Annotated in this window: 14 protein-coding genes; 10 read left to right on the plus strand and 4 right to left on the minus strand. The window is 46.4% G+C overall.

Going from position 1 to position 25,073, the window contains the following annotated elements:
• Positions 1-204: 204 nt before the first annotated feature.
• Entirely contained in the window at positions 205-669 is a 465-nt protein-coding gene (locus ABRS97_RS21375; protein WP_367817349.1) for a MarR family winged helix-turn-helix transcriptional regulator, read from the minus strand.
• 248 nt (positions 670-917) lie between these two features.
• Between ABRS97_RS21375 and ABRS97_RS21380 the strand changes: the two genes are divergently transcribed.
• On the plus strand, positions 918-1,544 hold the full coding sequence (locus ABRS97_RS21380) for an FMN-dependent NADH-azoreductase (RefSeq protein ID WP_367817351.1): 627 nt from the start codon (positions 918-920) through the stop codon (positions 1,542-1,544).
• 62 nt (positions 1,545-1,606) lie between these two features.
• Positions 1,607-2,542 carry an NADP-dependent oxidoreductase gene (locus ABRS97_RS21385; protein ID WP_367817353.1) on the plus strand — a complete coding sequence of 312 codons (936 nt, stop codon included), beginning with the start codon at positions 1,607-1,609 and terminating at the stop codon, positions 2,540-2,542.
• 162 nt (positions 2,543-2,704) lie between these two features.
• Here ABRS97_RS21385 and ABRS97_RS21390 read toward each other — a convergent pair whose 3' ends face one another.
• Positions 2,705-4,885, minus strand: a complete 2,181-nt coding sequence (locus ABRS97_RS21390) for a stalk domain-containing protein (RefSeq protein WP_367817354.1) — start codon at positions 4,883-4,885, stop codon at positions 2,705-2,707.
• 440 nt (positions 4,886-5,325) lie between these two features.
• Between ABRS97_RS21390 and ABRS97_RS21395 the strand changes: the two genes are divergently transcribed.
• The 8 genes from ABRS97_RS21395 (at position 5,326) to ABRS97_RS21430 (ending at position 16,593) form a co-directional block, all read left to right on the plus strand.
• Entirely contained in the window at positions 5,326-6,351 is a 1,026-nt protein-coding gene (locus ABRS97_RS21395) for a LacI family DNA-binding transcriptional regulator (protein ID WP_367817355.1), read from the plus strand.
• A 67-nt stretch (positions 6,352-6,418) separates the two neighbouring features.
• On the plus strand, positions 6,419-9,565 hold the full coding sequence (locus ABRS97_RS21400; RefSeq protein WP_367817357.1) for an alpha-mannosidase: 3,147 nt from the start codon (positions 6,419-6,421) through the stop codon (positions 9,563-9,565).
• 100 nt (positions 9,566-9,665) lie between these two features.
• Complete coding sequence (locus tag ABRS97_RS21405) at positions 9,666-9,830, plus strand: hypothetical protein (RefSeq protein ID WP_367817359.1); 165 nt, start codon at positions 9,666-9,668, stop codon at positions 9,828-9,830.
• A gap of 713 nt (positions 9,831-10,543) precedes the next feature.
• Positions 10,544-11,587 (plus strand): multicopper oxidase domain-containing protein, encoded by a 1,044-nt coding sequence (locus ABRS97_RS21410; protein ID WP_367817361.1) that lies wholly within the window; start codon positions 10,544-10,546, stop codon positions 11,585-11,587.
• A gap of 18 nt (positions 11,588-11,605) precedes the next feature.
• On the plus strand, positions 11,606-12,820 hold the full coding sequence (locus tag ABRS97_RS21415; RefSeq protein ID WP_367817362.1) for a ZIP family metal transporter: 1,215 nt from the start codon (positions 11,606-11,608) through the stop codon (positions 12,818-12,820).
• Between the two features lie 59 nt (positions 12,821-12,879).
• Positions 12,880-14,187, plus strand: coding sequence for a sensor histidine kinase (locus ABRS97_RS21420; protein ID WP_367817364.1), 1,308 nt, complete (start codon positions 12,880-12,882; stop codon positions 14,185-14,187).
• Positions 14,188-14,312: 125 nt separating this feature from the next.
• Positions 14,313-15,236: a hypothetical protein gene (locus tag ABRS97_RS21425; RefSeq protein WP_367817366.1), complete on the plus strand. Its 924-nt coding sequence runs from the start codon at positions 14,313-14,315 to the stop codon at positions 15,234-15,236.
• Positions 15,237-15,465: 229 nt separating this feature from the next.
• Positions 15,466-16,593: a metallophosphoesterase family protein gene (locus tag ABRS97_RS21430; RefSeq protein WP_367817367.1), complete on the plus strand. Its 1,128-nt coding sequence runs from the start codon at positions 15,466-15,468 to the stop codon at positions 16,591-16,593.
• A gap of 28 nt (positions 16,594-16,621) precedes the next feature.
• Here ABRS97_RS21430 and ABRS97_RS21435 read toward each other — a convergent pair whose 3' ends face one another.
• Together ABRS97_RS21435 and ABRS97_RS21440 are read right to left on the minus strand one after the other, a co-directional pair.
• A complete protein-coding gene (locus ABRS97_RS21435; protein WP_367817369.1) occupies positions 16,622-18,304 on the minus strand; it encodes a hypothetical protein in 1,683 nt (560 codons plus the stop codon).
• Positions 18,301-25,014, minus strand: a complete 6,714-nt coding sequence (locus ABRS97_RS21440) for a DUF7507 domain-containing protein (RefSeq protein ID WP_367817371.1) — start codon at positions 25,012-25,014, stop codon at positions 18,301-18,303. Before ABRS97_RS21440 ends, ABRS97_RS21435 begins: the two co-directional genes overlap by 4 nt.
• Positions 25,015-25,073: the final 59 nt, after the last annotated feature.

Below are 25,073 nucleotides of genomic sequence, written 5' to 3' on the forward strand. Positions count from 1 at the left end.
TGCAAATCAAACATTTCCGAATAGCACATACGGTGTTTCTGCTTATTGTGGCAGGTTCGGCAGTAATTGCGTATAGTTTTCGATTATATTATGGAGTAACTCAGCTCGGTGATATCGGATTTTAAATCTTCGGTTGTACTTCATCCACTACCGGTTTTAACTGTAGTGGATATTTTAATTTATAAGGGTCACCTTATACACCGCTTATTTCTTTTGTAGAGCAAGTTGATTCAAAAGTCCGAGCAATTGAGCGCGCGCCTCTGGAGGAATAGATGCCAGCACGAGCTCAGCCGATTCGCTCATCGCGGCCCGCGCTTTAATCATAAGAGGGGGTGCCGATTCGGTAAGCTGCAGGAATGTAGCACGGCGGTCATCTGGATCAGGTATACGGATAAGTAGATTCTCTTGTTCTAAGGAATCGACGAATTGGGTAACCGTACGCGGACTAATACCTAATTTAGCGGCAAGTTCACTCATTCGAATTTTACCTGCCTCCGAAATGGCCACGAGAAGTCGAAGTCTTGGTCCGGTCAAGTAGGCCGGTATGTCGAGAGTGGACAGATGCGTTTCGAATTGAAGATGGAGTTGGTGGGTGGTTCTAATTAACATTTCTAAGACCATGCCAGCTGATGGGGAAGACGCTGAAGAAAATAAGTTTGAATTGCTCATGACAATGCTCCTTGACGTATGTTTATTTAGTGAGTATACTCACATTATATAAAATTATATTATGTATACACAATATGTTTATGCTTTGTAAATCCTGAGATCAATTTTACGCTAAGTTTTGATTTCTGGAAAGTGAATGATCAAGAAAGGAGATGAATAACTTCGTATTGCCCTTGTATAGGGTGACAGACGTTGTCAGACATCACTAACCGTTATCTAATTATAAATTACAATTGGAGGTAATCTCAATGAGCACAATTTTGTTTGTAAAAGCTAACAATCGACCAAGTGCGTATTCAGTAAGCGTGAAATTGTACGAAGCCTTTTTGAAAAGCTACATCGAATCCCATCCTGAAGATACGGTCATTGAACTTGATTTATACAAAGAACACTTGCCTTACCTGGATTCGGATATGATTAGCGGCGGTTTCAAATCCGCGCGGGGAATTCCGCTTACACCTGAAGAAACAGAGGCAATCGCCGTTGCTGATAGCTATTTGAATCAATTTTTGTCCGTAGATAAGGTGGTAATTGGTTTTCCCCTCTGGAATACTACGGTCCCTGCGGTATTGCACACGTACATCGATTATTTGAATCGAGCCGGGAAAACATTTAAGTATACACAGCAAGGCTCAGTAGGATTGGTCACGGATAAAAAGGTCGCGCTGTTAAACGCAAGAGGAGGCGACTATTCCCAAGAAACATCGGCGTCCTCCGAGATGGCTGTCAACTTTGTGCTGAAGAACTTGCATTTATTCGGCATTACAGATGTCACAACCGTAATCGTTGAAGGGCATCAAAGATACTCTGATCGAAGTGAACAGCTCATTGGAGATGGGATTCAGCAAGCGACATTAGCAGCAAAAACATTTTGAATCATTCAAGAAACGAAGATGAGAAGATGATTTTAAAAAAAGAGTCCTAAGGAGGCATATTTATGATATCAGATAAAATGATGCAGGCAGTCCGTTATCATCAGTTTGGAGGATCTGATGTTTTACAGCTTGAGCAGATACCGCGACCAGTGCCTCAGGCTGGCGAAGTGCTCGTTCGGATCGTTGCTGCCGGTGTACTCCCAATTGATTGGAAAATACGTAAGGGATTAATACCAATGCCCGTACAATTTCCATATATACCGGGAACAGCTCTGGCCGGAATAGTCGAAGAAGTAGGAGCTGACGTTACTGGATTTCAGAAAGGTCAGGCGGTCTTCGGAAGAAGTACGAAGGGAACTTATGCGGAGTATACGACAGTTCCTGTAGATTCACTCGCACACAAGCCCCGTTCAATTCGTTTTGATGAGGCAGCAACGCTATCCGGCGGTGCAACAACCGCATGGCGGGCTATAGTCAGTGATGGCGGAGTGAAGGCTGGCGACCGTGTACTTGTGCATGGCGCTGCAGGAGGTGTAGGTTTGTTCGCTGTGCAATTTGCCAAATGGAAAGGTGCGCACGTGATCGGCACTGCCGGACCAGCAAATATTGAGTTCATTCAATCTTTGGGGGCTGAGACAGCAATCGATTATACAACGACTTCTTTTGAGCAAGTCGTGCAAGAAGTCGATTTTGTACTGGATACAATCGGCGGAGAGACACTTGACCGTTCCTGGCCAGTTGTCAGACGAGGAGGGAGCTTGGTTTCCATAGCTGGGCAGCTGCCGATGGAGAAGGCGCATGAGTTAGGGATAAGGGCTATGAGATCAAGTCTTGCGACGAGTCAAGATTTGGCGGATATTGCTCAATTGATCGATGAGGGCGTTGTAAAGACGTTTATTGAACGTACTTTCTCAATAAGCGAGGCCAAGCAAGCTCATGAATGGAGTCAAAGAGGGCATGGCCGGGGACGCATAGTGCTTCGCATCTCAGAGGAATAATGGCACGACAAAAAGAACGAACGCAAGATAGAAGCCGGAATCCGTTCGTCGGCTAATCGTAGAAAAATGTTAAGGGATTTATGAATTGAATTATCCTGAAACAGCGGCAGACTAGGACTCGAAAATAGAGTCTTAGACTGTCGCTGTACTAGTAAACATTTATTATTTTCCCGACCATTTGGACAAATTGCCCATATTATCCGACATGTAGATACTACCGTTTGTCAGTGCAGGGGCGTTACCGAAGCTTGTCGTTCTCTGGAGCCACTTCTGATCGCCAGTACGTCGGTCGACCCCCAGCAGGAAGTTATCGTTATGTAGGGTTCTTACTGGTAAAATCAGCATGCCATCCGTTACACTCAATCGATTCCAACCACCATCCAAATACTCATCGAACTGTTTTTTCATCCGTTCTTGTCCCGTTTCCAAATCCCACTCCGTAAAAACAAGTTCAAAAATACCGCTTACTGCAACTACCGCGTTGTTTTGAACAAGAAGCGATGAAGAGGTGGACGTAAGCTCCTTTTTCCATCGGATTGAATGAGTTTCCATATCGATTGCATTCACAAAATTGTCTTGTGTTCCAACAACAAGCGTTTTTCCGCTAAGCAACAGCTGATTTGGAGATGAAGGAAATGTGTTGCCATAGTTTAAATAAGGAGGGAAGTCCAAATGCCATTCTTCTTTACCAGATTTGGCATTAAGCACTTGGATTCTGCCCTTAGATTCCCCGATAATCACACTGTCTTTGTAAGCAACAATCGCATTGCCTGTAAGGCTGCTCTCACCCGTATACGCCCATAAACGCTCTCCCGTTAACGCATCGAGAGCAACCACATTTCCCCCTTCGGAGAAGTACGCGGTTGTTCCATTAATGAAGAACGGACCGCTGCTCAAATACCCTTTGGCTGTCCAAATCTCGCTTCCTGTTTTCGTATCCAGCGCGTAATGCTGCTTAGTATCGCTGAAGTATAGAATGCCGCCGTCCAATGTAAGACCATTTATATGTTCTACTGGATAGGACCAAATCAGATTACCATTCGCTTCATTAATGGCATAAACGGCCGTTAAATCGGCGTAATACACAGTATCCCCCTGCACAACTGCCGGATAAAAGCTGGTATTACCTTTTGACGACACTTTAGAGGAATCTACCTTGGGCTGATAAGCCCATGCCGCCCGGGGTTGCGATCGATAGTCATATGACGCTGGCTGAGGCGCTACCGGATTCCCTTGCCTCGCGTTACCTTGACTCACTGTTTGAATTTGAACGATTTGCTGCTCGGCATCCCACGTTACTGTTGCTCCAAGTGCCTCGCTGATGAGGCGCACCGGCACCATGGTTGTGTTATTGACGATACGCGGCTCGACTTCCAAAACAACCACTTTGCCGTTAACCAATGCGTCGGTTGAACCGATTTGCAGCCACACAGAAGAATTATTTTTTGTACCTCTAACCGATCGATCGGCTTGATTCCATTCAATCTTCGCACCTAACGCTTCAAAGATCCCTCGCATTGGCACAAATGTGCTGCCATTCCAGTTTTGCGGATCTTGATCCTGAAATTGCAACGGTTTTCCATCGATCTGTACAGTGATTTGAGGAATAACCACATCATCATATTTGACATCAATTCCTTGAACGCTAAGCGTCTTCATATAGGCTACACTCTTACGATTAAGTGGATTGCCTTCTGTATACACGTGTTCGACTTTGGAATTGTTCATGATCGGAGCCAAATCCTGAATGTGATTCCTGCTAATAAATATATGGCGCAAGCTACTATTCATCATTCCAAGAGGACTTATATCCGTCAATTTGCTGTCAGAAACTTCGATCCAGGTTAACTGTAATTTGGACAACGGGCTCAGATCAGAAATGTCGGTAGAGGCCGCAAATAATTCAGTTAAGTTCTCGAGCTTGGATAATGGGCTCAGATCCGCTACATGCGTATTTCCGATTGCCAAATGCTGCAGCTTATCTACTTGCTTCAGAGGCGTGAGATCCATAATTTTTGTATTAGATGCATCTATGAAGGTTAACTTCTCAAGCCCAGCAATTGGTTCCAAGCTAGAAATTTCCTGTTTGGATACGATAAGCTTCTGCAAGTTTTTTGCGTATTCAAGCCCTATCAGGCTAGTAATTCCTTCATCTTTGAAGGCAAAAATACTTTTCAGCTTCAACATATCTTCCTCAGTGATAACCCCGCTCCGCTTCCCGATTGAGTTGCGAACGACTTTCTCCAAATTCGGATCTTTAATCAAAGAAGTTTCTGCAGACGCACTACTTGTACTTATAGCTAACATGCCTAAAACCAGTAAACAACTTAGCCACAATGCCAATGTGGTCTTCCTCTTCAATCTTGCTGTCATTTTTGTAATCATTCCTCTTCTAGTGTATTTAAATGGCTGTTTTTGACATTATAACAAACTCTTGATAGTTAAGAATCAAAGTTCATAAAAAAAGTGAAATTTATCTTGCTTGCTAGGCACACGGATGCGAGGTGCGACCAGTGCAATTGGAATATTGACCCCCATGCTAGACTGAGATGCAATTCATGCGAGTAAAATCGATGAATGGTGCGATGCGAACGATGGCCTCAATATACAACTATATCTCACCCTATCATGATTATTTATCTCTTATTGGACCTTTTCATTATGTACAATTTCCTCAATCAAACCATTTGTTTAGCCGGTCAAGTTCGCATGTGTTTGAATACATTCATTTATATTTACAAACCATCATAACACGTGTTATGATGTGTTCGAGGTGCTATAAATTGCCAACAAAAAGAGTAACAAGCTTCGACGTTGCAAAGCGGGCAGGCGTGTCGCGCAGTGTTGTTTCCGCTGTACTTAACGACACGCCCGGCATTGGAGTCAGCAGGGAGAAGCGGGAAGCTGTATTGCAAGCAATTCGTGAACTGAATTACCATGTTGATGCCCGAGCAAGCGGGATGAAGACGGGAAAGAGCTTCTGTATAGCGGCTTTTGGCGACACGCGAAATCCGCTGTTTCTACAAGTGCTCGAGGGTATACAGCGTGCCTGTGCGGAATATGGGTTCCATATTCTGCTAAGTGGGGATCCGGGCAAGAATCTGAGTAAGCTAGCCGATTTGTATTTTCAGCGCAGAATTGACGGCATCATTTCGCTCGATTCCGTTAATTATGCAGATGGGGAATGGATGAAAGAACGGGAAAACGCAAAGATTCCATTCGTCTCCATCGAAGGATATGCGGAACAGTGTGAAGTGGTTTCCATTCTCGTCGATTATGGGCAAAGTGTGCAGCAAGCGTTGAACTATATGAACAAGAGTACGTGCCTGAAACCGGTTTATGTGATTTTCAAGCATCCGGAAGAGACTGAGAACTGGGCAGAACGAGACCGTCGTGAAGCATATTTGGCATGGTGCCGGCAGAGCGGCATTCCACCAGTGGTTCGATTTCTAACAATGGGTGAAGAAGAAGAAGGCGTGTTGCAATTGCTGAAAGAGTTAACTTCTGATGATCCGTCTGTGGTACCTGCGATTTTAATCAACTGGTCAATAGGTGTGACGACAATTTATCGTAAGGCCCATGAGCTTAAGCTCCGCATAGGCGTAGATGTACTTATCATGAGTGCGGATAACACCTTGCGAAATAATCAATCGATGGTCCCTATGTTGTCTGTGATGGAGATCCCATATGTTCACATGGGTGAAATGGCCGTACATGCTCTAAATGAGCAAATAAAACAGGAATCAGTGCAGTCCGCCCCCACAAAGCTTTGGGTTAAAGCGGAGCTTAAGCCTGGTGAGAGCAGTTAATCACGTGCAGCGTTCACCGGGTATTTTTTTAGTATAATATAACACGTGTTATTAAGGAGAGGTGCGCATGTTTTGGACACTTGAAAAACTGTCAAAACGGATACAGGAGTTGGAACCATTCCGTTATCGCAACAGTCAGCCGATCAAAGAGTTTGCTTGTCAAATCGATGAACAGAAGGAAAACGGTGTGCGCGGACCCATTTCCAATGAGTGGAGCATCCTAAGACTGGGAGACCGATGGCAAGGCCGAGACCGTTATTTATGGCTGAAACAAGTCATAACAATCCCGTCTGAATGGGAGGGGCGGACACCGATCGGTTTATTTGACTTCGGCAAGACGGGGGCCGGGAACATCTCGGGGTTCGAGTCCTTGCTTTTTGTAAATGGGAAGCCTTTTCAGGGGGTTGACGCTAATCATAAGGAGGTATTTTTACCTTCGGAGTTTATCGGATCTCAAGTTGAGCTGCTGTTCCGCCTTTGGTCCGGGCTGGAAGGCGGAGGCGTTCATCAGGATCAGGTACACGAGCTGCGAAAAGCTGAGATTGCATGTCTTGATGAGGCGGCAGACGATTTATATTACACCGGCAGAGCTGTGCTTGAAACGGCGAAATTGCTGAGCGAGAATCAGCCGGAGCATCAGGAACTGCTGCGAGCAATTGATCGTGCATTGTTGAAACTGGATTGGTCCCGGCCTGGCTCGGAGGATTTTTATCAGTCCGTGAGAGAAGCGCAAGATGATTTGACGAAAGAAGTGGCTTCGTGGGAAAAGCGGCATGCGGTTACGGTACGCTGCATTGGTCACACGCATATTGATGTAGCTTGGTTGTGGCGATTGACGCATACAAGGGAGAAGTCGGCGCGGTCATTTTCCACGGTGCTGCGCTTGATGGAGAGGTATCCTGAGTATGTATTTCTGCAAACACAGCCGCAACTCTATGAGTACATCAAAACGGACTATCCGGACATTTATGAGCAAATGAAGGAACGAATCAAGGAAGGACGCTGGGAAGCAGACGGTTCGATGTGGCTTGAAGCAGACTGTAATTTGACGAGCGGCGAATCGCTGGTTAGACAGTTGCTTTACGGTACGAGGTTCCTTCGTAATGAATTTGGTGTGGAATGTACCTATTTGTGGCTTCCCGATGTGTTCGGCTATAGCTGGGCTCTCCCCCAAATCCTGAAAAAGTCGGGCATTCATACGTTCATGACAACTAAAATCAGCTGGAATCAGTATAATCGGATGCCGCATGATACGTTCCAGTGGAGGGGAATAGACGGTACTGAAGTGCTGACACATTTTGTGACTACACCGGATGTGCCCGGTTCGACCGCGTGGTTTTACACTTATAATGGCGTTGTTGAACCGTTCTCCGTTAAAGGCATTTGGGATTCATACCGGGATAAAGGGGTGAATCAAGAACTTTTGCTGTGTTATGGGTATGGAGATGGTGGTGGTGGCGTCAATCGGGATATGCTCGAAATGAGACGAAGGCTGGACAAAATGCCTGGACTGCCGCAAGTCGTAACAGGCCGCGTTGATGAGTACTTCGAGAGGCTGCATGAGACTGTAAAAGAAACAGACAACTATGTTCATACTTGGGACGGTGAGCTATACCTCGAGTTTCATCGGGGAACATACACCAGCCAGGCTTACAACAAACGGATGAACAGAAAGTTGGAGCTGCTGTACCGTGAGGCGGAATGGTTGCAAGTTATGTACGCTGTTACGGAAGCTGATTGGAGCCGATATCCCGGGCAAGCACTTTATGAAGGCTGGAAAATTGTACTGCGCAATCAGTTCCACGATATTATTCCAGGTTCTTCAATTCCGGAAGTATATGAGGACTCTCGGATCGAGTATGCGGAAGCAGAGCGAATTGGACGCGAAGCTGTCCAGGCAGCGGCGGCAGGTCTTATCACCGCAGGCGATGCGAACGTGAAGGCGATTACGGTTTGGAACAGCTCATCTTTTGTCAGATCTGAGATCGTAACAATACCGATAGAGGCTTTAGGCAGTCAAGTTCATTGGGTCGATGCCGCAGGGGAAGTTTTAAGTTCGCAGCTTGAGCATGATAAATGGCTAGTCCAAGTGCCCAATGTCCCTTCTCTTGGTTATGCGACTGTATTTTTCCGTGAGGGAATAGCGGCTAGTTCCGATAAGGAGGAGTCAGTTTTTTTAATGGACGCCAACGGCCGTGGCATATCAACGCCTTTCTATGACATTCAATGGAATGAATCAGGACAGCTGACTAGCATTTGGGACCGCATAAACGGGCGACAAGTTCTGGCTGATGGCGAAAATGGCAATGTATTTCAAGTGTTCGAAGATAAGCCGAAGGACTTTGATGCTTGGGATATTGATATCTTTTATCAGGAGAAACAACGTGAGATCACTGCATTGCAATCCGCACATGTAAGTGTAAACGGACTCTTGCGGGCGGTAGTTATTTTTGAGTGGACTTATATGGATTCCGTCATAAAGCAGGAGATGATCGTCTATGCAAATAGCCGCCGTATTGATTTTTCAACAGTCGTTGATTGGCAAGAACGTCAGCAATTGCTAAAAGTCGCGTTCCCAGTGTCCGTACGTTCGACGGAAGCTACCTACGATATTCAGTTTGGCAATGTTAAACGGCCAACACATTGGAACACAAGCTGGGATTATGCGCGATTCGAAAGCGTAGGACATCAATGGGTTGACTTGTCCGAGCGCGGCTACGGTGTTAGCCTCTTGAATGATTGCAAGTACGGGCATGACATCAAAGACCATACAATCCGCCTGTCCTTAATCAAATCGGCCATATATCCGGATCCTCTTGCCGATAAAGGGATACATCAATTTACGTATTCGCTGTTGCCACATCAAGGCGACTGGGTGGTTGGAGAAACCGTTAAAGAAGCGTGGTCGCTCAACAATCCTCTGCATTATTCAGCCGGTCATAATTTAATAGACATGCGTTCAATGTTCCAGCTTTCATCGGATTATGTCATTGTGGATTCGATTAAAAAAGCTGAGGACAGCCATGCATTGATCATCAGACTTCATGAATATACAGGTTTACGTCATACAATAAAACTGACAAGCGGATTTGAGGTGAAATGTTGGCAGGAATGTGATCTCATGGAGCGAGCAACAGGGGACATCGTCCAAGGAGACACACTAGAGTTGTTCGTAAAACCTTATGAGATTCGGACGATCAAGGTAACAATTTAGGCTCGGAAAAGAAAGCGAAGACGTACATATTGTGCGTCTTTTTTTTGAATTTTACGACAGCAACATAATTGGGGTCACCGATGAGCCAGGATACTATCAAATGGAGCTGCTCAAAGTCGCCATTTCATGGCGTATGCGCGCTGATCTGAACAATCCATTTAACGGTAAGAATTTCACCTTCCACTTAGCAGCTGATGTCGATCAACCGCTCGCAGGGAGTACAGGAGCCATTCGGGTGATAACAAAATGCTCTGGCGCAGTCTAAGGCTGCCTTGGCATTGATCATATACCGATTGGCAAGAACAAGGCGGCCGATAGATGGCTGCCGTAAGGACACGAACCGTTGCCCATGCAGATCAGAATAAATGTTATCGGTACATATACTGAGTTTGCTGATTTCGAGTTCGATAAGCCCAGAGGAGCGAGCATTTGACAGGATGGATGCAGAAGCGGAAGTGCCATAGCGGTTTGGAGTTGAAATGTCGCCTCGAACTGCGATAGCTTGTCTTTTCTGAACGGGTGAGCGGAACGTAGGTGCGTTAAGAGGCGGTATTTTGGTTGTAGGGATATTTCGCGGAACTACCGTGCGTTATGAGCAGGAAATGCTGGGTTTCAGGCACGTTTTCGCTCATTTAGCGCATCCTAGTTCCGCTTCAGGGGTAGAAAAGGGACGTTGCCGTGGAATAAGGTATCGTGGTTCCGTGGATATTGCTGTGCATGGGGAATAGGCAATCCGGCAGTATCTTCTCGGTTTTTTGCGAAACTTGCCAAGGCGAAATGTACCCGGAATCTTACTAGTTCCCCACCAACTTTATTTCAAAAAATTCTTGTTTACAAATAGTAGAATTAGGCATATATTTAACTTATTAAGTTTCCTTAGGCAAACATTTTGTCCATAAGGAAACTATACTTTTGTTCAAAATGTTTCCTTTAAGCAAAAGTATTGTGTACAAGCAATTTTTTGGGAGGTAAAGAAAGATGATTCGAAAAAAGGGTGAGAAGGTATCTAGAAGAAATGTTTTAAAAATGGGAGCAGCAGGAGCATTTGCTGTTATTGGAAGTGCATTGCTTCAACCTTCCTCCATTTTCGGAAAGAGTGCCTCTGCAATGGATAAACATGCCATTCATTCAAGCATGAAAGATCAGTTGCATGAGGGAATGAAACATGGGTATGTGCCGGCTACTGAAGCAACGGAGGGATTTAAGGCGGCTCAACATGCTTTAACTGCATTTGATTATGGGAAAGTAAGCAAATTGCCTGACGGAAGAACATTGCGAGAATATGAAATAACAGCTGGTGAAACTGAAGTTGAGATTGCAAAAGGAATCAAGTTTCCTGGTTGGACGTATAACGGAACGATTCCAGGCCCGACGATTCGATGTACAGAAGGGGACGTCATTCGCGTTAAGTTCGGCAACGCTACGAGTCATCCTCACTCCATTCATTTTCATGGCATGCATCCAACCAATATGGATGGACTTGAAGCTATTTCATCAGGGAATACCTTTACTTATGAGTTCGAAGCTAAGCCGGCGGGCATGCATGTCTATCATTGTCATGTTGCGCCCCTGGCCAGACATATTCATAAAGGGCTTTACGGTAATTTCATTATTGATCCCCAGAAACCAAGAGCAACGGCAAAAGAATTCAGCATGGTCATGAATGGTTTCGATCTGGACCTGGATGGAGAGAACGAGATATACACGGTGAATGGCTATGCCTTTGCTTATCAACAAGCACCTATCCGGGTGAAGACAGGCGAGCTTGTCCGCATATATTTGAGTAATTTAACGGAATTTGATTTAATCAATTCTTTTCATCTTCATGCCAACTTTTTTAAGTATTATGCGACAGGCGCAGATCCAGATGCACGTCCTAGCTTTACAGATACCATCATGCAGTGCCAAGGCGAAAGAGGAATCATAGAGATTGTTTTTCCATCACCAGGACGTTACATGTTCCATGCCCATCAAAGTGAGTTTGCCGAGTTGGGTTGGATGGGGTTCTTTATAGCGGAATAAGAAAGGAGGCTAATGAACATGAGTGTAAATGAAAATCTAAACATCGAATCAAAAACTTCAACAAATAGGCTTCGTGCCATTTTGTGGGGAATACTTCCTCTTGTGCTGTTAGCAGTTATCATAACAATAATTGCCAGAGTCGGTACTGGCGTGGAAACGGAACCAGCCGCACCGATTGAAGTCCTCAATGTTCAGAAAATAACTTTAAATGATAACGGAATTCATTTGAAAGTACTGAACTCAGGTCCGGAAGAAGTTACAATTGCTCAAGTGGTGGTAGATGACGCTTTTTGGAATGCGGAATTTTCACCAAGTGACACGTTAAAAAGATTCGACCAAGTGACTGTTGACATTCCTTATCCGTGGGTGCAAGGCGATCCTCATGTGATCAAGCTGATTACAACTAAGGGATTAATTTTCTCAGGTGAGGTTGCAGCAGCGACGGAAACGCTCGAAGCTAGCGGTAAACTGTTTTGGCAGTATGCTGTAATTGGTTTTTATGTGGGGATTATTCCGATTGGTTTGGGGCTCATGTGGTATCCTTTTTTGCGAAGATTCTCAACAAAAGGGATGCATGCTATTCTTGCATTGACTGTGGGGCTCTTGTTTTTCCTTGTGATTGATACATTTGAAGAAGGTTTTGAAATGGCATCTGAAGCCCCTGGCGCTTTTCAAGGGACTGGATTGGTTTGGTTTGGAGCACTGCTCAGCTGCTTATTTCTAATTGCTGTTGACCAGACGAATGAACGAAAGCTGAATCGATTGACATTAGATGGCAGAAGAATTTCAAACAAAATAGCAACGGGCATTGGCCTTCATAATTTTGGCGAGGGACTAGCGATTGGTTCGGCATTCGCAGTTGGAGAGGCGGCTTTAGGAACTTTTCTCATCATCGGATTTACACTGCACAATATCACAGAAGGCGTTGGAATTGCTGCACCGCTACTAAAGGATCGCCCCAATTGGAAAACATTTGTTTCTTTAGCGGCAATAGCAGGCGGTCCAGCAATTCTGGGCACCTGGGTTGGAGGTTTTATTTTTAATGACACTTTAGCGGCGTTATTTTTTGGAATTGGTGCCGGCGCTATTTTACAGGTTATTTATGTCATTTCGAAAATGATTCTTAAAGAATCTGAAAAGAAAGGGTTGTCACCTGTTTCTTGGCTTAATTTCGGAGGATTAGCAGCAGGAATTTTGTTGATGTATATGACCGCTCTGATGGTGAAATTTTAGGAAGAGGAAGCATCATAGAAATAGAAGGGGTTGCCTGATATCGTTAGGGTGGGAAAACAATGATCTATTCAGCCATTATTGATCTTTTACTCGCTGTTCTGCTTTATTTTTACGGACGTAAACAGGAAGCGACGAAGTGGATGGTATTATTTTTGGTTTTCGCCGGTTTGGGCAGCCTTTCCGATGTAATTGTTGAACCTGTTTGGCACAGCCTTTTTTTCTTCTTCCTCCAAGCGTGCACCCCTTACGGATTCCTTATGTTCTCGATTGTATATGCGGTACCGGCAACACGACAAGTCAAAAATGCGCTCGCTTGTGCACTTGTGTTGCCGATTATCCTAACACTTCTTATTACTCCTATGAAGAATGGTATTCAGTTAGATTTCCTCATTTTGTTTTTCTGGGCGGTTCCCTATTACCTCATTGGATGTTTTTTGGTTATTTTTTCTTATAGGAGAGAAACCATTTGGGTAAGAAAAAGAAACCGTCTTATTACGATCTTCTTTGTCGTTCCACCTGTCCTCGTTATTGTCGTGATAAACCATTTGGAAAGAGCGATCCAAACATTTGAGGGGTATCGGTACATCAGTATGTTCGTAGGGATGGCTTTTGTTATTTTTATTGTATCTGCGATCCGATTCGGAGCGCTTGGCGTGAAAATTAAATTTGAAAAGCAATTACACGATCAGACGATAAAGGGGTTTGTATCGGGAGCAGCGATGCTTAATCATGCGATTAAAAATCACATCATCAACATTGATATGCTGGCGGGCCGAATGAAGGAAAACATCTTATCCCAACTCCATGAACAAGCAGAGACAGACATTGCACATATCCAGTCGGAAACGAGGCAAATGATGTACATGGTAAATCGGATCAAGAGGCATATCGAAGATATAGAGATTGTAGAAGGCCTCGCCGACTTGTCCGTTATTGTGGATCAGGCGATTCAATCCAATCGCTATTTGCTTGACGCAAAAGGGGTTTCCGTTGTTTACGATCATTCTCCATCTTACCCTTTGCTGTGCGATAAGCTTCATATGCAGGAAGTGTTCGCTAACTTGATTCGCAATGCGATCGATGCCGTGGACTCAGCAAACGGAATGCTTGGGATTAGAATTCACGAGAGCAAAAAGGATATCTTGATTGAGTTCACCAACAATGGGAAGGGAATGGATAAAGAAACTGCCACCCAGCTATTCGAGCCGTTCTTTACCACTAAACATCCGGAGAATAATTTCGGGTTAGGTTTGACTTATTGTTATCTAATTTTGCAAAAGCATGGCGGAAGTATTGAAGTTGTAAGCGAACAGACAGGTGTGACTTTCACCATTCGTTTGCCGAAAAGTCGCAAAATTAAACGATAAGACCAGATGAGACCAAGGGCGTAGAGTTCAATAGCTGTCAATCATCAGTATTTCAAGTATATTTCTCCCCATTGAATTCGATTACGATAAGGATCGAACCAACCAAATGAGGGAGGCATACATGAATGAATGTGAATGGAAAGTTGCATGAAATCACGAATATACCACTATTTATCTCCAGCTACTCGGCGAATCCCGCGCATCCGAATCCGGCATCTTTTAAACCTATGGCTGAGGCTCAGATATTTCTGGGGACCGACTTTCCTGCGGGTTTTACAAACAGTTTTATACCGGGATTTTCCTTCCAAACGAAAACCGATGCAAACGGCGCATTTACAATCTTTGTACCGGATGGATTCCCAAAAACAATCAAGGCCTACTTATTAGCAACGCATACGATCATGAAAGTGATCCCGCCATTGAACGTTCCCATCTTTGCGCCTGTGTTTCGGTCACAAACCTTCCTATTCAGTCAAATTAATGCCAAAGTGCAGGATATTTACGTTATTCGAACGGAGGGAACGACGCAGCAAAGCTTCTCGCAGGCACAGATTAACGAAATGACTGCTGACATCCGGCAACAAATGCATCTGGATCATCTGTCCGCTTTTATTAACGACGGGTTTATCGGCATCACGGGTCAAGACCGAGGAGCAACACTCAAAGCCGACCTATTTCTAAGTCCGTTTACAGGACCAGATCTGAATAGTTTTATCAGCGAAAAGGTTGATAATATCGATATCGATCTGCCCGGACCTGATTTTATCGTCGGACTGTTTGTAAGCAAGGACGAAATAGCAAAGCAATTTCGTCAAGGCATACACAATATGATGCCTACGCTCAACAAACAAATTATAGACAGAATTCAGAATGACTTCGGCATGATGATTAACCAGCTTGAACAGAGTACAAACAGCAGGGTGACGCTGACGTTCGAAAGGCTGCGGTTCCCTGTAGTAGAAACGAAAATTTTCGGTCCTTTCACCATAAAAATGCGTGCTATCGTACCGGATCTTTTCGTTGGTATATCTCGAAAACTATTCAGTTAAAAATTTAGAAAAAGCGCACACTCGTGATGGGGCGTGCGCTTTTTTTGCATTTGGATCTGAAACAAAAATAGTTTATTGCGGTCGGCTCAATTCAGCTTGTGTGAAGAGAATGTGGAGAGAGCCGTCGTGTTCATATAAGCTTTAGTTCTGCTAAACACCCTCCTTACAAACAATAGTTATGGTAATTCATGAAGGATATCATAATTGTTAGAAGTGGAGTGTGATAAGGTTGAACACTAGGTTACTGTCTTTGGGATTATCGCTGGCTTTACTCACGGTTACCGTCTACCCGGCGTCTGCTGCGCCAGCCTTGGAACACAGAGATCCTGAAAAGGGAAGCAAGTATTTCGAACATGCTGATGTCGCTCAGAGGGTTCATCAGCTTCTGGCCTACGAAACGGTCACAGCGCATAAGGAGCAGGACTTGGAAAAGGAAACAGAGGAAGATCAGCCTCAGCTGGCGTTCCCCGTTATCAGTGACATTCACGTGCAGTCTTGGGATGAGGCGTCTCACCACAAGTTCGCTGCCGCACTCCATGATTTAAACCAGTTGAATCCAGAGTCCGATACCCTAGTCATTAACGGGGATTTGACGAATGGGATGTCAAGGGATTATGACAAATTGGCTGAATTGATGAAGACAAATCCGCATCCGATGGATGTTGAGTATACGATAGGGAATCATGAGTTCTATAAAGCTTGGTTCAATGCGAACGCGCAGTGGAAACCCGATACATTCCCGAACAAAGAGACGGAGCAGGCGTCGATAGACCGCTTCCTGCAGCTAACTGGAGAACAGCATATTTACTATGATCGGATGATCAAAGGGTACCACTTTATTTTCCTGGGGTCGGAGCAGTACCGACAATCTGATGAAGCGAACCTTGAGGATGCCTCTCTCTCCCAAGATCAGCTCAATTGGTTGAATGCGACATTAAAGAAGGGAGCTGACGCCAAGAAGCCGATCTTTGTGTTTTTGCACCAACCTTTGCCGTATACAGTGGCAGGGACGCATTTTTGTTGCACGAATAACAGAGCTGTTGTCCAGCATGAGGAACTGCGAAAGATATTGTCGGCATATCCGCAGGTGATCTTCTTCTCCGGCCACACCCATTGGGAGCTGAAGCTGCCGGATACGCTTGTGCGGGATAAGTTCACGATGGTCAATTCGTCTTCTGTTGAGCAGCCCTTGACAGACGACGGACACGGAGGCGAAATGCTGACGGGACCGGACGAGAGCGAGGGGTTGTATGTAGAGGTCTATAAGGACAAGGTGGCGATTAAAGGTCGGGACTTTCACCGTCAGCGTTGGATAACTGAAGCGCAGTTTTCAGTGCCACTGAATAAAATCGAATAGAGTCGGGAAGAAGCACTGGATGTATCCTTTATTCGAATTGATCCTCAATCCTGATCATGCACGTATTGGAGCGTATTTCCCTTGTGTAGGTTTGTTGATCCACATTAAATTCATATACGGCTGTCAACGCGTATAAAATCTGTTTGGCGGCAATGTCCGAGTTCACCAGAACGATATAATAGAAATTGATTAGGTTATCCGGATTGATTGTGCCGAGCGAAAGTGAACCGTCTAATTTTTTGGACACTTCAATCGGGGAGTCCATCCAACGTAAACTGTTCATCTCATAAGTCACACCCGGCGGCAGAAGTCCTTCCAGACGAACCCGCAGCGGGCAGTTCCCGCTATTGATTACCCAGACAGTAAAGCGGATAGGGTCGCCGGGTTCAGTGATGATCGGTTCAGCGGTGCAACGAATTTGGAGGGCAGGAACGTAAATCGGTGTAGAGACTGTATTCGAATAAACCGTCTGTCGTACAAGCCGTCCATCCGGAAGTCGGAACGTATATTGCACATACATCTGATTGATTATTGAATCCTGAATGTCTGTAAATAAAGGGATTGCGATTTGGTAGGTCAATTGGTTGTTCGATTGAGCGGTAATGGCGCCTAGGTAAATACTTTGAGCGGGTGGAGTGCCGCTTATGAAATTGCCGTTCCAGTTTATGCTATCCATAACCAGGAGCGTTCCTGCGGGGAGGAAATCCAAAAGAGTGCCCTCAACGCCCAAATTGCCTTGATTAAGGACTAGGAGTTCGTACTGAATGGTACCGTCTGTAACGGCGCGATCCTGCTTTGCCGAAAGACGCAAGGAGAGTTGCGGTTGAAATACGAAGACTTGAACTGTATTCGTTGCTAGTTTCTTCACTTCATCTCCTATCGAATAGATGATGAATGATTGGTTGGTTAACACAGATGAAGAGGGATTGCTGGTAACTTGCACACGATAATTGACCGACGCTTTCATGCCGGGGTTCAGTGAACCTAACGGAACCGCTCGTTCGGGCGTTGACGTCGGGGTGTAAACATCCCCGATAGTCACACTACCGGGGATAAACGTGGTATGGCCTGGAATCGGGAGTTCAACAAGTAATTGCTGAATCGTTACACTGCCATCATTTACTACAAATACGGAATAAGCAAGGATGTCACCCACAAACGACTCCTGCGTATTCACTTCCAGAGCGGTGTCAATTTGATAACCGATGACAGTTGTTGTTATCGGATTGGATGCGATGTCGGAGGTCACAGTGCGCCCTTCGGCATTAAAGGAAACAAGGGCACTGGCTTGATTCGTAATCATCAAATTACTAGGTAATGTGATAACAATGCATTGAAAAGCAGCACGTACATCGGACATGATACCAACCTCGCCTAGCGGAATCCCGGCAGCCGGGTTGGCTCCGGGAAAGGGGATACCGTCAATTAGCACACTGTTGGCAAGAAAAGAAAGACCTTGAGGAATCGGATCATAAATGATGATGTTCGCGGGTCTGTTCCCTGTGTTGGATACAGTAAGTTCATATGTGATCGTGCTGCCAAGCGATACTTGCTGTTCGTTTGCATATTTCTCTAAACGGACAATGGGTCCGATTATCGGCGTAATGACGCTGTTGGAATAGGAGATGTGTTGATCGAGACCGAAATGAAATTCAACAAGGGATTGATTCTTTAAGATCGGCGTTACCGGGGTTTGAGATTTCTTCCTCATAGTGGAACCACCATTACATTGAAAATAACCGTGACGGATGCTCCGGCGGCAATACTGCCGATAGAGATGCCTGAGTTCGGATTTGCCGTTGGTCTGGCTGCACCATTAACCGTAACGCTTCCTGTAACGAAATTGGTTCCGTCTGGAATGGCGTCAATAAAAATGACGTTATGTACTGTTTCGATCCCCCTATTTGTAACGACAATATTATACGGAATTAAATCGCCCACAACAGCATCAACGGCCAGTGCACTTTTGACCACCATCACATTTGGAGCAGAAACAGGGATCGTGACGATATTCGAGTTGACAGAACCGGTCAATTGTCGTCCGTCTGGTGGGCTATATGTGTAATTGGCTGTTGCCTGGTTGCGTAGTTGTTGTGGAGAAGGAAGCGAATTTAAGGTTACTTCCAAGGTAATCATCACTGCCACACTGCCGTTCGCGGGAACATTCCCAACCGCAATACCTGTAGATGGATTAGCACCTGGTTGAGGGACGCCATCGATGATGACGCTGTTCGGTACAAACGCCGCACCGCTCGGGATGGTGTCGATGATGGTGACGTTAGCATCCAGATTTCCGTTATTTTGAACGTCAAGCATGTAGACAATATTATCTCCCACCGTAGCATTGTTGGTATCTGCACTTTTTACCAATATGACAATTGGTTGATACACAGGTATAACGAGCGTATTCGAGAAGGTCGACCCGGAAAACGCACCTGAAGTGAAGCTCACGGATGAACGGTTGCTCACTTGACCGGATACAGGCAGAGTGTTCACAGTTACGTTGAAAATAACAGCCACCGTAGCGCCAGGCGCGATCGTGCCAATCTGCACACCTGTTGCGGGATTAGCTGCTGGACGTGCAGCCCCGCCAACAACAACACTTCCTGTAACGAAGGAGGTTTCTGAAGGTACGATATCAGTAAGCACGACGTTATTTACGTTCTCAATGCCGTTATTCGTAATATCGATGCGATATGGAATAACATCTCCTACGACAGCGTCCGTGACTGTCGTTGATTTTGCTGCGGAGACTTCCGGTGAGGACGTCGGGATTGTAAGTATATTCGTCGCGATGGAACCATTAAACATTCTGCCGTCCGGGAGCGTGAATGCATACGCAGATGAACCTTGATTGGTTAGCTGTTGCCCTGGCGGCAGTGAATTGAGGAGTACGGAAAACATGACGGTAGTGGTAGATGTGACGTCTCCTACAGGAATTCCGGCTGAAGGATCCGCACCAGGTGCGGGCGCCCCGTCGATAATGACGCTGTTCGGAACAAATGACGTCGCTGAAGAGATCACATCCGTCAAGACGACAGCGGCGCCATAATTGCCCGTATTTGTAAAGGTGACTGTATAAACGACCGTATCCCCAACGGTTGCATTGGCGGTATTGGCTGATTTTTGCGCGGAAAGAATTGGTTGATAGACAGGAGTGACAATTGTGTTGGAGAAGGATGCGCCGGAAAAAGTGCCGGAAGTGAAGCTGACGAAAGATTGGTTGCTCAAGGTTCCGGAAGACGGCAGTGCCGAGACTTGAATACTGAACGCTACCAAGACGGTTGCGCCTGGTCCAATAGAACCGATCGTGATGCCTTGAGATGGGTTTACATTCGGTCTTACAAGACCGTCAACTGTTACGGAACCGGGGACAAGGATAGAATTGGTAGAAATGGGATCTGAGAAAACTACATTATTCACCGATTCGATACCGCTATTCGTAATAGCTGTCGTATAGGTTATCGTATCGCCGACATAGGAGGCCGTGGTCGGCGTGCTTTTTGCAGCAGAGACGTTGGGTGCGGATACCGGAAATGAAACGATATTCGACGCGACCGCCCCAGTTAAGGTTCGCCCGTCGGGCAATGTGAAGGAATAGGCGGCAAACCCTTGGTTGCTAATTTGTTGAGGCGTTGGCAAGCTATCGATAATGACTGTAAACAGTACGGTTGCCGACGCGCCAGGTGCAAGGCTGCCAATGGCGATTCCCGTCGTCGGGTTGCTGGTAGCGGATGGGAAGCCGTTCACCAATACACTATTCGGTACAAATGAACTTCCTGCTGGGATTGTATCGGTAACGGTGACGGAAGCAGCAAATGTACCCGTATTACTGATAATCAGTGTGTAGGCGACCGAGTCGCCAACGGTTGCATTGTTCGTATTGGCGGATTTTGTTATTGAGATAACTGGTTGGTCGACTGGGGTAGAAAACGTATTTGAAAATGCAAGCCCCGAAAATGCGCCTGATGTAAAATTGGCGTTAGCCTGATTGCTTATTTGCCCCGAAGGCGGAATGGCCGCCACTTGTATGCTGAATTCCACTAAAACAGATGCTGATGGAGCAATCGTGCCGAGTGCAAAACCGGTGGCAGGATTCAAAGCCGGTGAAGAAACACCGTTGATCTTCACACTACCCGTCACAAATGTGGCTCCCTGTGGGATCGGATCAGAAAATAAAACATGATTGATGGCCTCGATACCATTATTTGTCACATTGACCGCATACGCAATTGTATCACCGAGCGCTGCTGCGATGGCAATTGAACTTTTGGTCAGGGTTACATTGGGGGAAGAGACCGGAATGGTGACTGTATTGGATGATGCCGAACCATCCAGTGTGCGGCCGTCTGGCGGCGTGAACGTGTAGTCCGCGAAAGCTTGATTCGTCAATTGCTGCGGAGACGGCAAGGTATTTACGACAACCTCGAAAGTGACGAGTATTTGCGAACCGGGCGAGACGGTCCCAAGAGAAATGCCAAGAGTCGGCGAGATGCCGGGTTGGGGAACCGAATTAACATTGACGCTGTTCTGGGAAAAGATAGTACCGGCCGGAATCGTATCGGTGAGAGTAACCGTGGCATCCAAATTTCCAGTATTGTTGACAATGATGGAATAAATGATCGAGTCCCCGACTGTGGCGTTTTGAATGCTAGCGCTTTTTTGTAAATTGATTTGCGGCTGGGTGACCGGAGTGGTCGTGATATTGGATAAAGACGAACCAGAGAAAGTTCCCGACGTAAAACTGACCGCGGATTGATTCGTAACCTGAGTCGGATTCGGCATAGTGATCTTCACCTCGAATGTTACGGTAACCGAAGCTCCGGAGGCTATGGTTCCGATTGGAATGCCGGCGGACGGACTGGCAGTCGGCCGGGAAATACCGGCTACAAGCACACTGCCGGTAATAAAGGAGGTGTTGTTCTGCAAAGAGTCACTCAGAACAACATTATTCACGCTTGAAATCCCTTGATTCGTAACAACGGAGGTGTAGGTTAAGGTATCGCCAGTTACGACAAGCGAGGGTGCAGCGCTTAGGGCAATGGAAACATTCGGTTCTGAGACGGACACTGTAACGCTATTGGAGCTTGAGGTACCGCCTGCCTGCCTGCCGTCCGGCAAGACAAAACTGAAGGTGCTGCCCGCTTGATTCAACAGCTTTTGGTTAGGCGGAAGCGTTTGGACGGTAATCAGGAAACTCACAGTAACGACGTCACCTGGGTGTAATGTGCCGATTGGGATCCCAGTGACAGGATTGAGGCCAGGCGTCGGCGTCGCGCCTACGATGATGCTGTTACTGACAAATGCGGCACCTGCCGGAATCGTGTCGGTTACGTTGACGGTTGCTGCTGTATTGCCCGAATTTTCAACGCGAATAAAGTAGGTAAGGGTATCGCCCACAGTTGCATTTGCTGAGCTGCTGCTTTTCTTTAAACCGATAATAGCCTGGTAAATTGGCGTAACTACAGTGTCGGAGACGGAGGATCCTTGAAAGGAACCGGAAGTGAAGCTGACGCTGGCCCGATTACTTAATGCTGCAGGTTCGGGTAAGCTGGTTACACGAAGTTGAAAGCCGATGATTACGGAGGCTAGCGGATTTAGCGTACCGACCAGGATTCCGCTTAGCGGATTCGCATTGGGCGCAGCAACACCGTTAACCGTCACACTGCCGGTTACAAATACAGAGCCTGCCGGAATCGTGTCCGAGACGACAACTTGATTGACGGCTTCAAACCCGTTATTCGTTGCAACTAATGTATAGGTTAGCACTTCGTTCACGGCTGCAGCTGTGTGATTCACTGTTTTTGTAAGGGTCACATTAGGCGCAGAGACGGTTATCGTGACTGTATTTGAGCTGCTTGAGCCTGACAGCGTCCTGTCGCTTGGCAATTGATATGTGTAACTCCCACTCGCTTGGTTAACGAGAAATGCGGGAGAAGGCAGCGAATGGATCACGATTTGGAATGTGACAGTCACGCTGCTGCCCGGAGTAACTCCTCCAAGGGAAATACCGATGAGAGGTGAGGAACCTGGCAGTGTAACTCCATTGATTGTCACACTGTTCGGTACAAACTCGCTACCGGCAGGGATTGGATCGGTAACTGTAACTTGGGCTGTGAGGTTCCCTGTATTTTGAACGACTATGCTATAAAGAATCGTATCGCCGACAGTCGAATTCGTCATGTTCGCCATTTTTCGGATCAAGATTTGCGGTTGATAGACGGCTGTCGTCGTTTGATTGGACAATGTAAGTCCTGAAAATGTGCCTGAACTGAATGAAACAGACGATTGATTAGTAAGCTGGGCAGGACTGGGAAGGGAGGTCACCGTAACTTGAAAAGTCACAGTCAAACTTCCCCCGGACGGGATTGTGCCGACACTAATACCGCTAGTCGGTGAAGCTGTGGGGCGGGAGGAACCCGCAACGACGACACTGCCCGATACAAAAGTAGAACCAATAGGAATCGGATCTGTAAAGATTACGTTCGAAACGCCCTCTACACCATTATTCGCGATCACCGATGTATAGGTTAACAAGTCCCCAACGACCGCTTCCGACGAGTTTACGATTTTGTTAACCGTAACATTCGGAAGGGTTACGGGGATTGTAACGGTATTCGAAGCGGCCGTTCCGCTCACCGTTCGCCCATCAGGCGGTTGAAAGGTGTACACAGCTGTTGCTTGATTCACAAATTGAGGCGGTGATGGAAGGGAGTTGACCTGCACTTGAAAAGTGACGGTCGTCGTCGCTCCAGCCGCCACAGTACCAATGTTTACGCCAGCCGCGGGGTTCGCGCCACTGATTACGGTCCCATTGACTCTAAAACTTCCTGTGACAAAGGAACTTCCCGCAGGGATATTATCTGTAATCGTCGTAACAGCCCCTATATTTCCGCTATTGACGATTTGCAGCGTATACTGCACCTGACTGCCGACAGACGCATTCGGCGTACTGGCGGATTTCGTTATTGTCAGCTTAGGCGAGTAGATGATCGTCGAAACGGTATTAGAGGGAATAACCCCGGAAATGATGGATCCTCCGGCAACGCTCTGGAAAGTAAATGCAGCATTCGCTGTATTATCGATCTGCTGCGGACTAGGCAGGGAGCTAATCAAAGCCTTATATGTAGCGGTAATAGAGCTGTTCAAGTTGAGCGACCCCAAAGGAGCGCCAGCTGTAATATCGTAAGTCGATTTGGCCACGCCGGCAACGGTAACACTCCCCTTGACGAAGGAAGACCCGCTTGGCAAAGCATCCGAAAGGACAATGCTCGCCGCATTCGCGGTGCCGGTATTGCTGACCGTGACGGTATAGGTCACTGTGTCTCCGACAATAGCTCCAGACACATTCGCGCTTTTAACAACGCCGATTTTCGGGGCGTTGATATCTACTTGAATGGCGTTGCCATTTACCACATAGGCGTCGCCGGAAGTCGTTAAACTCAGTACAGCGCTCGATTGATTGTTAACTAGCCTGGCGGACACATCAACGTTCGTAATATCCCAGCCTTGACGTCCGCCGCTAATATTCGAACCTGGCGCCCCGTTCGTCTGGTTACGGGTACCGAAAGTTCCTGTCGTATTCAATTGACCTGCATCATTATTGATTTGAGAAGCAAAAAAATTGTTGGCAAAATTGTTGAGTCCGGACAAGGCGGATAGGGAAGATGAGTTTGGGCCAAAGAGTGCCTGATCCCCGGTTCGATTCGCATCGCCTTCTTGCGCGCTAAAAAGCGCACGCCCTCCTAATGCGCCAGAGACTGGCGTAGCAAACCCGGTTAAAGTGGTGTTAACGGGATCTGACGTTGCTTGAACCAGAACGGCTCCTGCGCGCAGTGACATGTTCCGAAAAGGAAGTGAGGGATTCTGGTAGATTACGCCAAGTGTCCAACCCGCATGATTGGCGGTGGAATCGCCATTTATGACAATGGTGCCTGCAACCCCGCCTGTTGTATAGGTGCCTGCGCCTCCTTGCTGGATGAGAGTGGTGACGTTAGCTGATCGAACATAGGCCAGAGCATCATTCCCCAGGTCTACCTGATTGCTTGTAGCCGAATCGGGTGAGATGCTGAAGGTACCCGCTGGAGTTGTGAAGGTGACTGGATTGTTAATGACTGAAACCAAATTTACATTACCGTTTTTGTAAGAGCCTCCCCAGATTAACTCGGCGTAAAGCACCGAGCTGCCTGCAGGGAGGACCAAGATTGCAGATGAGCTATTGCTTAAATAGTTGCTAGTCGTTCCGCTCGGAAATGTCCCGTAAACCGACGAGGTGTTTGTCGTAGTAAAAGCACCGATACTATCCATTGTTCCTGGAGCCCCTGCCGTATCCGATCTGCTTAAACCAAGCGTATTGCCGGTAAATGTAATGGCTCCGGTGGCATTGAATGTGGCGCGTACAATGAGTGGAATGGAGTTCACCCCCCGATGGAAAAATAAAGTTGGGTAGACGGTGCCCACCTGCGTCAAAGCGTCATTTT

Origin of the sequence: Paenibacillus tabacirhizosphaerae, assembly GCF_040812395.1 — a bacterium.
GTDB lineage: Bacteria > Bacillota > Bacilli > Paenibacillales > NBRC-103111 > Paenibacillus_E.